The sequence below is a fragment of the Bifidobacterium sp. genome, from assembly GCF_022647885.1.
Taxonomy (GTDB): domain Bacteria; phylum Actinomycetota; class Actinomycetes; order Actinomycetales; family Bifidobacteriaceae; genus Bombiscardovia.
This window is the reverse complement of the sequence record NZ_JALCLM010000001.1, coordinates 1,611,797-1,624,419: the sequence shown is the minus strand read 5'-3', so window position 1 is coordinate 1,624,419 and position 12,623 is coordinate 1,611,797. Positions and strand designations below refer to the sequence as shown.

The 12,623-nt window shown below is 47.8% G+C and carries 13 protein-coding genes and 1 riboswitch; of the genes, 8 read left to right on the top strand and 5 right to left on the bottom strand.

Going from position 1 to position 12,623, the window contains the following annotated elements:
• Positions 1-92: 92 nt before the first annotated feature.
• Positions 93-1,136 carry a bile acid:sodium symporter family protein gene (locus LKI20_RS06945; protein WP_291772039.1) on the top strand — a complete coding sequence of 348 codons (1,044 nt, stop codon included), beginning with the start codon at positions 93-95 and terminating at the stop codon, positions 1,134-1,136.
• A 152-nt stretch (positions 1,137-1,288) separates the two neighbouring features.
• Here the strand turns inward: LKI20_RS06945 and LKI20_RS06940 are convergent, their stop codons facing one another.
• The 3 genes from LKI20_RS06940 to LKI20_RS06930 all read right to left on the bottom strand — a co-directional run bounded on the left by LKI20_RS06940 (position 1,289) and on the right by LKI20_RS06930 (position 3,384).
• Complete coding sequence (locus LKI20_RS06940) at positions 1,289-1,663, bottom strand: fluoride efflux transporter FluC (protein ID WP_291772035.1); 375 nt, start codon at positions 1,661-1,663, stop codon at positions 1,289-1,291.
• Positions 1,663-2,175 carry a fluoride efflux transporter FluC gene (locus LKI20_RS06935; protein WP_291772033.1) on the bottom strand — a complete coding sequence of 171 codons (513 nt, stop codon included), beginning with the start codon at positions 2,173-2,175 and terminating at the stop codon, positions 1,663-1,665. The genes LKI20_RS06940 and LKI20_RS06935 overlap by 1 nt, the downstream gene beginning before the upstream one ends.
• 108 nt (positions 2,176-2,283) lie before the next feature.
• A riboswitch (Fluoride riboswitch) is annotated at positions 2,284-2,355 on the bottom strand.
• 12 nt (positions 2,356-2,367) lie between these two features.
• Positions 2,368-3,384, bottom strand: coding sequence for a YdcF family protein (locus LKI20_RS06930; RefSeq protein ID WP_291772030.1), 1,017 nt, complete (start codon positions 3,382-3,384; stop codon positions 2,368-2,370).
• Between the two features lie 98 nt (positions 3,385-3,482).
• On the opposite strand from LKI20_RS06930, the gene LKI20_RS06925 reads away from it, so the two are divergent.
• From LKI20_RS06925 to LKI20_RS06915, 3 genes are all read left to right on the top strand, one after another.
• Positions 3,483-3,968, top strand: a complete 486-nt coding sequence (locus LKI20_RS06925; RefSeq protein ID WP_291772028.1) for a nucleoside 2-deoxyribosyltransferase — start codon at positions 3,483-3,485, stop codon at positions 3,966-3,968.
• Positions 3,969-4,108: 140 nt separating this feature from the next.
• Positions 4,109-4,720, top strand: a complete 612-nt coding sequence (locus LKI20_RS06920) for an NAD(P)H-dependent oxidoreductase (protein WP_291772025.1) — start codon at positions 4,109-4,111, stop codon at positions 4,718-4,720.
• Positions 4,721-4,925: 205 nt separating this feature from the next.
• On the top strand, positions 4,926-5,471 hold the full coding sequence (locus tag LKI20_RS06915; RefSeq protein WP_291772022.1) for a YbaK/EbsC family protein: 546 nt from the start codon (positions 4,926-4,928) through the stop codon (positions 5,469-5,471).
• Positions 5,472-5,484: 13 nt separating this feature from the next.
• On the opposite strand, the gene LKI20_RS06910 is transcribed toward LKI20_RS06915, so the two are convergent.
• Positions 5,485-5,607 carry a hypothetical protein gene (locus LKI20_RS06910; protein ID WP_291772019.1) on the bottom strand — a complete coding sequence of 41 codons (123 nt, stop codon included), beginning with the start codon at positions 5,605-5,607 and terminating at the stop codon, positions 5,485-5,487.
• 350 nt (positions 5,608-5,957) lie between these two features.
• Between LKI20_RS06910 and LKI20_RS06905 the strand changes: the two genes are divergently transcribed.
• Entirely contained in the window at positions 5,958-6,389 is a 432-nt protein-coding gene (locus tag LKI20_RS06905; RefSeq protein ID WP_291772017.1) for a glycerophosphodiester phosphodiesterase, read from the top strand.
• A gap of 114 nt (positions 6,390-6,503) precedes the next feature.
• Here the strand turns inward: LKI20_RS06905 and LKI20_RS06900 are convergent, their stop codons facing one another.
• A complete protein-coding gene (locus tag LKI20_RS06900) occupies positions 6,504-7,736 on the bottom strand; it encodes a glycoside hydrolase family 3 N-terminal domain-containing protein (RefSeq protein ID WP_291772015.1) in 1,233 nt (410 codons plus the stop codon).
• A gap of 113 nt (positions 7,737-7,849) precedes the next feature.
• Between LKI20_RS06900 and LKI20_RS06895 the strand changes: the two genes are divergently transcribed.
• From LKI20_RS06895 to pth, 3 genes are all read left to right on the top strand, one after another.
• Positions 7,850-11,065: a UPF0182 family membrane protein gene (locus LKI20_RS06895; RefSeq protein WP_291772012.1), complete on the top strand. Its 3,216-nt coding sequence runs from the start codon at positions 7,850-7,852 to the stop codon at positions 11,063-11,065.
• Complete coding sequence (locus tag LKI20_RS06890; RefSeq protein ID WP_291772009.1) at positions 11,058-11,606, top strand: GNAT family N-acetyltransferase; 549 nt, start codon at positions 11,058-11,060, stop codon at positions 11,604-11,606. Before LKI20_RS06895 ends, LKI20_RS06890 begins: the two co-directional genes overlap by 8 nt.
• A 320-nt stretch (positions 11,607-11,926) precedes the next feature.
• A complete protein-coding gene (gene pth / locus LKI20_RS06885) occupies positions 11,927-12,526 on the top strand; it encodes an aminoacyl-tRNA hydrolase (protein ID WP_291772006.1) in 600 nt (199 codons plus the stop codon).
• The last annotated feature ends 97 nt before the right edge of the window (positions 12,527-12,623 follow it).

Below are 12,623 nucleotides of genomic sequence, written 5' to 3'. Positions count from 1 at the left end.
AAAATACGAGCAGGTTGCTCACATAGTGGTCTGACCGACCCTTAACCCCTTCTAAGACAGCTAAGTTGCGGATTTGGAAGGGGATGAGATTAATGTCTCGTGTAGTTCAGTTCGGTAAATGGCTTACTCGTTGGTTTACGGTCGTTGTGGTGGTGTGGGCCATTATTAACTTCTTCCTGCCTCAGACGAGTTTGTGGGCAAAAAGCTATACTAATTATTTCTTGAGTATCATCCTGTTTGGTATGGGCATGACACTGAGCATTGATGATTTCAAGCGCATTGTGAAAATGCCATTGATGGTCATCGTTGGCACGATTGCGCACTATGTCATCATGCCTCTGCTTGCTGTTGCGCTATGCAAAATTTTCAGGCTCGACGGCATGATTGCTGTTGGAGTCATTCTGGTTGGTTGTTGCCCTTCAGGAACCTCGTCTAATGTCATGTCGTTCTTGTCGCGTGGTGATGTTGCTTTGGATGTTTCTATTGGTTTGTTGTCAACTTTGTGTGCACCGATTATGGTGCCTCTGCTGATGAGCGGATTAGCGAGTCAATATGTGCAGATTCCGGTCACGAAGTTGTTCTTAACGGCTCTTGAAGTCGTATTGATTCCTGTTGCATTAGGCGTCATCGTTCATGCAATTTTTGGCCAAAAAGTGCAGAAGGTCACCGTGGCATTACCGGCTGTATCCCAAATTGCGATACTCGTTATCATCGGTGTTGTGGTTTCGGTAAACAATGCGAAACTCTTTACTGTTGAGACCGCTATGGTGTTGCCTGTAGTTGTGCTGCATAACCTTTGCGGCTACGGACTCGGCTATCTCTTTAGTCGTTTGATGTTTAAGATATACCCGAAAGGCTTCAAATACGCTCAACAAAAAGCCATTACTTTCGAGGTTGGTATGCAGGATTCGGCTCTTGGAGCTACTCTTGCTCTGCAAGCTTTCGCAGCAAATCCAGTGGTAGCTATACCGTCAACATTCTTTAGTGTTTGGCATAATATCTCTGGCTCTGTGCTTTCCTCGTGGTGGCGTAGACATGATGATGCATACGAAATTGCCGCGGATTCACAACATGGCGAGCACAGTAGTGCGCTTTCGAATGTTGTACAACCCTCAACTGCCTCAGTAGCGTCTTAAATTTCACCATGCATTCGTTTCTGTAGGGATTTCAAACGGTCACAGCAGTATCAATAAAGACAGATTGTTGGAATAGCAGTGATCTGCGATTGTTGCATTGAGTTTCTTGTATCGAATCCCTACACAAACGATGTATCGATTAATAATCGTGGCTATTGCACTATGAAATAGCCCATAGCGACCGCTGCAACCGGCACAATCATGGTGGCTGCAGCATAATAGCAAGCAGCGGTTATCTTCTTCTGCCTAGAGAGAGACACCATCTCATTGATAGCAGTTGAAAATGTTGAGAAGCCTCCAAGCAGACCAGTGGCCAACAAGAGATGGGTTGGTGCAGATATACTCTGCTCAACAAAGAGAGCAGCAACAACTCCTGTGGCAAAACCAGCAGTGATGTTAATACAGAATGTAGCAATCGGGAAGATCGTCATCCATCGAGATCGGATGACACCATCAGCAAGATACCGGAACACTGAACCCAAACCTCCACAGGCACATATACCGAGGGTGAGTATCAAGCTATTCATCAGCGTGCCTCCTGTATATTGCTAGTTTGCTCATCAGAAGATATCCCAAGATTTTGGTGATGATCCAGTAGCCAAGTACTGAGTCTTACGCCGCCCAACGCGCATGCGAAACCTGCTACAAAGGTCAACACCATATATATAGATGCCCCAATAATATTTCGGTCTTGTAGAGAGGAAAACACTTCCAATGCTAGGGCTGAGAGTGTGGAAAGACCTCCACATACCCCCATACCGAATCCTCGGCTAATGAGTTCGCGGTGTCGAGCCAAAATCCATGGTGCTTGAGCCAAATAGCTGACTAACATCGCATAGCAGAAGCAAGCAATCATATTTACGAGGAATGTACCTAGATGAAAGCTTCCAGCACTGTGTGAGCCTTGAGTGCCGAGCACAGGTAGTGATGCCATGGCATAGCGAATCCCTGTGCCAACTGATCCTCCGATAAATACCACACCAGCTACGGTAACGCTTACGAATGGGTATGGGCCAGAGCCATGTGTTGGCTGAACCATGAAAATCCTTCCGCATCTATGAGCAGATAGCGGAGCATTGCGAATTCACGCACCAGAGTTCCGCTAAAACACGCCCATCAGTGCAGTGGCTACGAAGCTCTGCACTATTGACGAGTAGGAACTATCAGCGGTATGCGGTTTGGAGCTAAGCTCCTGGCGAGTTCCATCGCCAAGCCCGATAGTACACCTTGCTTAGTGCAAAAAATACCGTACGAGTTCGATGCCTACAGAAAGCAGCCAGAATCCAGCTATCACGATATAGGGCCAGCGGTGTGCAACGGATATCGCAATAAACTCACGAATAAAAGCAGTCGGCCAATAATACCCTCTGGTGTGGCTGCCGATGCCGTCTGCAGCCACACCGACTTGGTGTGCGTACTCTGCTGCTCGGAAGACGTGATAATCACTGGTCACTAGAGCACAACGATATCGTGAAGAATCTGAATGAGCATCCATAATGTTCTTCGAGAAACGAAGGTTTTCAAGAGTTGTTGTTGATTTATCTTCGCTGAGAACCGAGTCCTGTGGAACATGTTGCTCGTCAACCAAATAGCGCCGCATGGCCTCAGCCTCAGAAATTTCTTCATCAGCACCTTGACCGCCAGAAACGATGAGTAGCGGCTTGCGCTTTTGTTGATTCCATAGACGCAGTGCTTTATCGAGCCTACCTTGCAGCAGCGGTGTTGGCCTGACACCACTTAATCCAGCACCGTGGATAATGATGTAGTCGTAATGCCTTTTTCGTGGCAGCATCCGATAAAACCATGAGTAAACCAACAAAGCGACAAATGAGAAAAAGAACCAAAGTCCTTCAAAAAGTATGAGTGAAGCAATGCTGGTTAACCATGAGGGAGCATGAAACACGGATAGCAAAGGAAACATGAGGATATACAACACCATGGCGCACGCCAAAATTGCTGGAAGAGCAGTTGCCAAAGAGAAGCCCTCATGCCCTACCACCAGCACGGTATTCCATATCAAAAAGATCACGACAACTATCGGGCAAATGGCTATTGCCAGAAGTACTGGGAGCACCATCCACTGCTGACCAAAACGAAAGAGCAAAGAAGTGGCCAATAAAATCAGAAATACTGTCAAATAGATAGCATTGCGAAACTGTCTTGGTTCTCTAATATATGAAAACAAAAACAGCAGTCCAAAGAAAATGACTGGTCCATATATCAGCATCTGACCAAACAAGATTTCCATCCAACTCTGCTTTCTGTGTTAACCAATTTTCGATGGACTAAGCGAAGTGCACTTGATAATTCTACCTATGCAGGTTTATCAAGATTAAGCAAGGTACTATGACCATAAAGATCGACGATAAAAGATCTGTCCCTGACGCGTTGGTGCGGGAGAAAGAGATTTCGATGAACAGCTACGATTATTATGCCGCTGGACCATTTTTTAATTCAGAGCAAATATTGAGTATGCAAGGTATGGAGAAGGTACTGTTCGGCCACCACGCAACGGTGTTTAGACCACGTTTTGCAAGTGATATTGCAGTCGTTGGGCCGAATCAATGCTTTCTCGATGACTGTGCTGGGATTCGGGCCTCTCGCTGCCTAATCGCTAATCTCATCGATGATGATCCAGGAACTATGTTTGAGATCGGGTATGCGATTGCACTCGGCAAACAGGTGTATGCCTACAAAGAGGGTTGCCAACCAGGCGATAAGGTGAATTTGATGATTGCTGAATCAGTAAAGGAGCTATTCGTATCAGCAGGCGACCTAGATGAGTTTCTTTCCAGGGGTCAGCACGCGCGTATTCAGGTCAAAGAGTATTAAATGCAGCTATTCATGGTGGTATATCTGTAATCTGACAGGGCATCGCTCAATACTTGCCAGCAGAGATCTAACGGTATTTCCAAGTCGCTCAGATAGTCTATGAGCAGATGAAATGCTATATGGAATGTGAAAGGAACAATATGAAGGTTCTCGTCGTTACCAGCAATCCTGAAGTTGGCAGTCTTACGAATGCTGTTGCTCAATCTTTTGCAGACGGAGCTCAAACTGGAGGGGCGAAAGCTGAGTTGCTTGACCTCCATGCAGTTGGATTCAATCCTGTGTATTCGCTGCGCGATCGTGAACATTATTTGGAACAGGCACCGGTTCCAGAGGATGTTGTTCCTATACAAGCAAAACTCGCAGCATCTGATGTGATTGCTCTGGTATTTCCGATTTATTGGTACACCATGCCGGCAATGATGAAAGGTTTCTTTGATCGTGTGATTTGTAGGGGTTTTGCGTACCGCAAAGATGGTTTGCCAGGAGCGTTGGCTGGAAAAACTGTAAGAATACTGGCTTTATGCGGGAGCACGGAGGACTGGTATCGTTCGAGCGGTATGGATAAGGCATTGCAATTTCAAATCTGTGACCGAACTTTTAAACACTATTGCTCGGTCGAGGACGTCTCCATGCATTACATTGATGGTCTATCTATGGGCGATAACAGTCAGGAAGCGTATGATTCGGCAGCCAGGCAACTCGCGCAGATAGCAGTGATGGGGGAGTCGCTCGTCAGAAGAAAGGCTCTGTGATTGCCTTTGTGAGTTTCGTGTGGCGTCGAGAAACTCCTGTGTCCAAATAGATTATGTAGCCAGCATATGGTGCTAACGTCCGCGAAACATAGATGCACATACACTGAGACTCAAGTCTTTTGCCAATACGAATGGTATATCCCGTATTGGCGAAGGACGCCAAATATAGTATTTTCCATCGTTTCTTCGATTTCGGCGGTGCACTTTGGCACAATATATCGGCTCAACAAGCCCCGATGATTCCAGATCTGCTGATTGCACACTGTTGGATTCGGTTTTGGCCAATCCTAGAGTACGACTGGTGCGGGAAGCCCTTGCTAACCGCGGTTTCAACGGTGAGATAAGGGTTTTTGATGAATCCACTAGGACTGCGGCACAGGCCGCCATCGCCTGCGAATGCCCCGTTGGAGCCATCGCTAACAGTCTTGTTTTTCGTTGCGAAGAAACGCCACTGCTTATTCTGACATCGGGTGCGCACAGAGTCGATGTCAGATATGTGCAACGGCAACTGGGTTGCGGAAAGCTTCATCGAGCCGATGCGGCTTTCGTGTTGGGGCACACAGGGCAAGTTATTGGTGGTGTTGCACCGCTTGGGCATCCAAAGGTCATACAAACGATTTTGGATGTGGCTCTATCTCAATTTCAAGATATCTGGGCTGCCGCAGGACACCCGAACACTGTGTTCCGTACCAGTTATGGGGATTTGCTTGAATACACACAAGCCAGTGAAATGAAGGTATCGGAAGATTAGTCAGCAGCTTTCTTCAATCAGACGGACGTGCCCTCGCCATTGTAAAGCGGCCACCACGCATAACCGTAAGCCCACCATCCTCTTTATACCGAAGTTGGATGGAGACGCGATATTTCAACAGCGGTATCAAATCCATATGGCTCCTTGCGTTGTTATCGGATGGTGAGATCGTCTCTCACAACTTGTAGTGCTGTGCTTCGTTCATGTCCCCTCGTTCGCAGGATGAACAGCGATTATGTTATGTATAACATTTTTTTCGGGAATGTAATATTCTGTTGATGAAGCAGAATCGGATGATATTTAATTATCAAAACACACAAATGATTCCAAAATTAGTGCTGGAACACAGTAAAATAGCCAAATAATTATCAATGTCGAACAATTGTTGAACATTCCTCGTCTTTCTTGTGCATCTCGTTAGAAGCGATGCTAGGCTAATCAAAGTGCTAAAACGCACATAAAAAATGTTAGTTTCAAGGAGGAAATATGACACATAACGCATCCATCACCATTAATCGAGGTTTGTACCTGAAGTCGCCCGAAGAGAAAACTGCGTACGCCAATGATGTCGCGAGAAGTTTTGGCATCGGTGACACAGAACTGGATGAGGTGGAACTGTATAAAAAGGACCTCACCCAACATGATGCTTGGAATCTACCAATTATGGGCTACGTCAATGAGGAGGGCTTCGGATACGCCTATGCCTCATCCGAAGCAGTGGCCGCGGATGGTTGGGATGCGCATAAAGCCTTCTTGGATATGTCGTATGGAGCACAAACCGCATTTGCGATTCGCATGCTTTGCACACACCGTGATGTGAGTCGTGCGGGTGCACGCATGTTTCTGCGTTACCACCGCGGCATCATCGTGCTGAGACAAGAGGAGGACGGCACTCCTATGGACTCCCCAGTTGAATAGTTGAATAACATGAATCGCCAGTGTACTGCAGCTAGATGCGAATAGTTTGAGATGCACAGCTTGAGGTAGATGACTTGGGGCAGATTGCTTGGGTAGAGGATTTGAGGCCTATGCCTATCGTGCCAAGTCAACGGAATATTTGAGAGTCATGACACGCGTCGCGGAACGGTGGATTTTCGCGGCGAAGGCCTTATCTTTTTTCGCCCGGGCGATAAGGCCTTGAACAACGGGCTCAACATATGAGCTGGCTCCTATGCAAGCGAGATCTCCTCCGGCTTCGATGAAGCGCACGCCCAGCTGATCCGGTGAAGTTCCGTCGAGAGCTGCAGCTGAGAGTGAATCTGACGTGATGACACCGTTGAAACCATGCCGGTCGCGTAAATTGTCGATAATGGTGGCGGAGAACGCCGCGGGATTTGTCGGATCAAGCCGTGTGTATGTCGCCAGAGACATCATGACCATTGCCGGTTCGGCACTGAGCGCATCGGTGAATGCCGAGATCTCTTCTCCATCGAAGCTTGTAGTGCTGTCTTCTATGCCGTGTTCGGTGAAATCCGTATTGCCCGTGACCGCGCCCAGACCTGGGTAATGCTTGATCGAGGTTGATACTCCAGCATCAGCCATACCTTGTATAAAGGCAATGCCATGTTCACCGTTGCCGTTTGCGTCAAGGCCGAAATCACGGTTCAGTGCGCCCACGGGTGCATTCGATTGCCGAGAGACGGTTTGTACGGTGTCGAGAACAGGTGCAAGATTCACATTGACCCCGGCGGTCTTCAACTGAGAACCCCATCGCTGGGCCGAGGAGCGCAATGCGGCGGTGGTCATGCGCCCCTGAATCGTGCCGCCAGGTATGCGATCAAAACCAGATCCTTGCAGATGCTGCACCTGCCCGCCTTCCTGATCGCTCGCAATCAGCAGTTGCCGTCCAGCGGGAGCGTAACTTTGCAAACTGTGCGTAGCTTGTTCGACCTGTGTAATACCGCCGTTCCAGTTGCCCAGCAGTAGTGCCGAGCCGATATGATACTGGGTGATAACCGAGTTGAATGCCGCAGGGTCATCCGTAACATTCAAGGGAGCCATTATCAGCTGGCCGACCTGTTCCTCCAACGACATAGAGGACACAGCGCGCTTGGCTTGGTATTCAGGGGATTGTTCGATGGAAACATTCGGTGATGGCGCCGGTTTTCTGCTTTCGAAGCTTTGCGTGTTCTGCACTTCGGGACTGCTGTTGGAAGTATTCTCGTGTTGGTTAATGAGGGCTGAACAGGCCGAAAGCGAGATAATGCCAGAGAGTGCGAGCAGAAATCCGGCGCCTCTGGTTGCGCGGGAGTGAATCGTCCTCAACCTCGTCCTATGAATATGACGCACGACTAATATTATTCCACTGTGCAGGGTGCTTATGTGTAAATGCCATACATAGCTTAAAACATGCTGGAATACTCATGTAGGCTTTATGTATGTCTTTCTTTGATAGCTTCGCTGGTATGTTCGATTCTGGTCGTAATCCTGACTCCAAGAACAACAAAGATGATGATGAACCCATCATCTTGAATGTTCAAGCTGATGGTGAAGAACCCAGTGAGTCATCACGAGGTCAGAGCGTTCGCCCTGGCAAGAGCGGTGGTCGTGTGCCACCATCGTCAAAGGGTCATAAAGGCTCAAATGCTGGATTTTCTTGGTCAAAGCCGCTCATTGTTATCGCGTTAATCCTTGCAGTTCTTGCAGCAATCTTTATGCTGATTACTCGTTTTGCTACAGATGTTATGTGGTATTCACAGTTGGGCTTCGCTAGCGTGATTTGGACTCAGCTCGGTGTCAAGGTCGGCCTTTGGGTGGCATATGCCTTGCTCATGGCTGCTGTGACTTACGTATCTGCAACTTTGGCGATTCGAGCACGTCCAGATTTTTCCGATGGTTCGAAGATTCGTGTGCGTGGCGACATTATCGAGATTGGTAAAGGCGTGAGCTCGCGCTTTGCTCGACGTATTGCCGTGGTTATTTCGCTTGTGGTTGGATTGATATTTGGCTCGCAGTTTAATGCTGATTGGTCACAAATTCTGTTGATGTTTAATGCACAATCATTTGGTGTGAAAGATCCGCAATTTGGCATTGACAATGGCTTCTACGTATTCATCCTCCCTGGTCTACAGCTAGTCGCCAGAGCAATATTGATGTTGCTCATTGCTGCTTTGGTGTTCTCACTAGTCACTCATGTGCTCATGGGTGCAGTTCGCTTAACTATGCCAGTGCATGGTCATGGCATTGTCAACATGACAAAACGTTCACGTAGACAGATTGGTATCTGGCTGATTCTGACTATGCTCTCCTGGGCAGCAAGCAATGTTTTAGGGATGTTCGATTTACTTTTCGAACAAGGTGATCGAATTACTGGCGCCTCTTATACTTCTGTTCATGCCACAGTGCCGGTAACGATTGTGCTCGCAGCTCTCACAGCAATCCTCGGCGTCGTGCTCGGTGTCTGGATTATGAAGGCAAAAGGACTTGGAGAATCCTCGCAGCCTGCTTCTTCAGCAGCTGCCGCATTTAGACAATGGCGTACACCTGCTGTAGCCATTGCTGTGGTTGTAGTTGTTGCCATTGCTCTGAGTGGGGTTTGGCCTATGCTCTTGCAGCGCTTCAAGGTCAACCCAAACGCTCAGGAACTTGAATCCACCTATATTCAACGAAATATCGATGCAACCAAGACAGCCTATGGACTCACCGGTCTGAAAAGCAATTCCTACCAAGCAACAACAACCGGTGAATCTGGTGCCTTAGCGCAGGATGCAGAAACCACAGCACAGATACGTCTGCTCGACCCACAGGTTGTTTCACCGACTTTCCGACAATTACAGCAATCGAAGCAATATTACAGTTTTGAAGATACGCTCGCCGTTGATAAATACGACATTGATGGAACCAGTCAAGATACCGTGATTGGTGCGCGTGAGCTGAATCTGGCTGGTAATGATAATCGCAACTGGGTCAATGACCATACTGTGTATACCCACGGATACGGTGTTGTAGCGGCGTACGGTAATAAGGTCACTGCTGACGGACAGCCCGAATTTTTCGAGCAAGGCATTCCAACTCAGGGGAAGCTCACTGATTCGCAGCATTATGAACCGCGAATTTACTTTTCCCCGAATGCTCCGGAATATTCCATCGTCGGTTCTCCACAGGGGACGAAAGCATGGGAGTTTGATTACCCGACTGGTTCTGAAGGAGCCACGAATACTTTTGATGGTAATGGTGGTCCTAGCGTGGGTAATCTAGCATCACGTCTGATGTATGCAATTCGTTTTGGCTCTGATCAAATATTATTTTCCGACCGAGTAACCTCCGATTCGCAGATTCTTTATGATCGCAGTCCTAAGGAGCGCGTAGCGAAAGTTGCACCTTATCTCACCTTGGATGGTCGCGTTTATCCGGCAGTGGTTAACGGGCGAGTCAAATGGATTGTGGATGGATACACAACATCTTCGAATTACCCGTATGCCCAAACTGTTGATCTTGGCTCGGCGACGCAAGATTCTACTACGAAGACATCCAGCACTATTCAGAGCTTGAGTTCACAGAATGTGAACTACATACGCAACTCTGTGAAGGCAACAGTTGACGCATATGATGGTTCTGTCGATTTATATGCTTGGGATCCTAGTGATCCGGTGTTGAAAGCTTGGCAACAGATATTCCCACAGCAATATAAGCCAGTTTCTCAGATCTCTGGGGATTTGATGAGTCATCTTCGTTACCCTGAAAGCCTCTTCAAAGTCCAACGTCAACTGCTCTCGAAATATCATGTGACTTCAGCTAGTCAGTTCTTCTCGGGTGAGGACTTCTGGCAGACTCCGATTGATCCTGTCGAATCAAAGCAGAATCAGGCAGATGGTGTGTTGCAGCCGCCATACTACCTAACGATGCAAAATCAGGGAGCGAAAGAGCCGACATTCTCTTTAACTTCTAGCTACATTCCTGCTGGAAGTGTCACAAGAGAAATCCTTACTGGATTCCTTTCTGTGGACTCCGACGCTGGTAATGAGAAGGGCAAAATAGGTCCGAATTACGGCACCCTGCGGTTAATGGAATTGCCAAAAAACTCTAATGTGCCAGGACCTGGTCAAGCGCAAAATAATTTCAACGCTAACGCTGATGTCTCTAAGGAACTCAATCTGCTTGAATCGGGCAGTACCAATGTAAAACGTGGTAATTTGTTGACACTGCCTATTGGTGGTGGACTAGTGTATATCGAGCCGGTTTATGTTGAGTCAAGTGGAAAAACCAGCTTCCCATTGTTGAAAAAGGTCTTAGTCGCCTTTGGAGATCAGGTTGGATTTGCAGATACCTTGGATGAAGCTCTCGATCAGGTCTTTGGCGGTGATTCCGGAGCTTCTGCAGGCGATGCAGACAACTCTACAGCTGAGTCATCTGGTGCAAATGGTTCTGCAGATAACAACAACTCTTCATCAAATAGTGATGGAGATTCGAATACGTCAGACAGTTCGACAAGCCAACACAGCGCTGCATTGCAGAAGGCTCTTGACGACGCCAATCAGGCAATTAAGGATTCCGATGCAGCTCTGCAAAAGGGAGATTTCAGTGCGTATGGTGAAGCCCAACAACGGTTGAAAGAGGCAGTGACGAAAGCTGTGGAGGCACAACAAGGTGAGTGAAAGCAACGCGAATGCTCAACATAGTTTCGGGCTCCCAGATGCTTGTCAGATTCGTCTCGCTCAAGATGATGATCTCACAGCTATCACTGATATCTACAATCAGGCGGTCGCTACGGGTGGATCCAGCGCGGATACCACCGTACAAAATATCCAGCAGCGCAGTGTGTGGCTTCACTCACATGCACCACGGGAGCAATATCCGGTAATCGTTGTTGAAGAGGCAGGTGAAAAGATTGCTTTTGCTTCCATTTCTCGATTTCATCCCCGCCCTGGTTATGATGCCGATGTGGAGCTGAGCTATTACGTTGATGTTTCCCACCGAGGACGCGGATTAGGATCTGCATTGGTGAGGTGGGGATTGCACACTGCGCGGGAACTACGCTATGACAAGCTGATTACCGTGATATTCGCCGATAATCGCGCTTCAATGTCGCTAATGAAACGTTTTAATTTCACTCAATATGGTTTGCTGCCGCAAGCAGCCGCTGATTCTCACGGGGTACATCATGATGTTGCCTATTGGTATCAGCCTCTAAATTGAATTGGTGCCTACGACTGTTGAGCGCGCTCATATATCAATCGAAAACACACCCAGTTGAGTTCGAATCTCATCAGACTGCAGGCGCTATTGCTCCTACTGTAGGAGCTGAATCGTTTGGTGTCGTCAACTCCATTGGTAGAATCTGTACGGTTTGGGTATAACGCTTCTATATGCAGTAATCACTGATAGGTGAGTAGCTGCCGATAGACACAGCTTTGCCCAAGGAGAGATTGAAGCGACGTTGTTAAGAGCAGTGCCGTTAAAGCGGTGTATTGAACAAGCTGTGTACAGCAGCAGTGGTGTTGATAGAAGGCAAGGTAATGGCATCTGATTGTTGGCTCATCGTTGGACTGGGCAATCCAGGCAAGGAGTATGAGGGTACTAGGCACAACATGGGCTTCATGTGTGCCGATGTGCTTGCACAGCGTTGGACGATATCCATGTCGGATCACAAAGGTCTAGCTAAACTCGGTAAAGGCATATTGCGCCTTGACGGGAAACAGATTCGGTTCTTTTTGGCAAAACCGCTGACTTTTATGAATGAATCTGGCAATGCTGTGGCGTCAATCGCTGCCTACTACGATATTGATCCTCATCAGATAGTGGTGATTCATGATGATATGGATCTTGAATATGGACGTATTAAGGTAAAATCCGGTGGTTCAGCCGGAGGACACAACGGTATTAAATCCATTGATAAATCTCTCGGCAGTAACGCCTATGGCAGGGTTCGCTTGGGAGTTGGGCATGCGGCGAGGCAAGGTGATGCTCATCGCAATACGGTGAACTGGGTATTGGGTGGCTTTTCTCGAGACCAGAAGGCTCAGCTGCCAGATTTTCTAGCGGATGGTGCGGATGCTGCTGAAACTCTGATTACTCATGGTTTGGCTGCAGCACAGGAGAATTTTAATGGCAGATAGTGCAACTGCAACTCGTCGAACTCATGCTCAGTCGACAAATCACGAGCATATGGAGCGGAATAATCAAGCCGACCAGCATTCAACTGAGCAGCAAAAC

Bases quoted from the DNA above. Each gene is read 5' to 3' on its own strand.
- LKI20_RS06940 (WP_291772035.1), bottom strand. From the start codon at position 1,663: ATGAATAGCTTGATACTCACCCTCGGTATATGTGCCTGTGGAGGTTTG.
- LKI20_RS06905 (WP_291772017.1), top strand. From the start codon at position 5,958: ATGACACATAACGCATCCATCACCATTAATCGAGGTTTGTACCTGAAG.
- LKI20_RS06925 (WP_291772028.1), top strand. From the start codon at position 3,483: ATGACCATAAAGATCGACGATAAAAGATCTGTCCCTGACGCGTTGGTG.
- LKI20_RS06945 (WP_291772039.1), top strand. From the start codon at position 93: ATGTCTCGTGTAGTTCAGTTCGGTAAATGGCTTACTCGTTGGTTTACG.
- LKI20_RS06935 (WP_291772033.1), bottom strand. From the start codon at position 2,175: ATGGTTCAGCCAACACATGGCTCTGGCCCATACCCATTCGTAAGCGTT.
- LKI20_RS06910 (WP_291772019.1), bottom strand. From the start codon at position 5,607: ATGGATTTGATACCGCTGTTGAAATATCGCGTCTCCATCCAACTTCGG.
- LKI20_RS06920 (WP_291772025.1), top strand. From the start codon at position 4,109: ATGAAGGTTCTCGTCGTTACCAGCAATCCTGAAGTTGGCAGTCTTACG.
- pth (WP_291772006.1), top strand. From the start codon at position 11,927: ATGGCATCTGATTGTTGGCTCATCGTTGGACTGGGCAATCCAGGCAAG.
- LKI20_RS06930 (WP_291772030.1), bottom strand. From the start codon at position 3,384: ATGGAAATCTTGTTTGGTCAGATGCTGATATATGGACCAGTCATTTTC.
- LKI20_RS06895 (WP_291772012.1), top strand. From the start codon at position 7,850: ATGTCTTTCTTTGATAGCTTCGCTGGTATGTTCGATTCTGGTCGTAAT.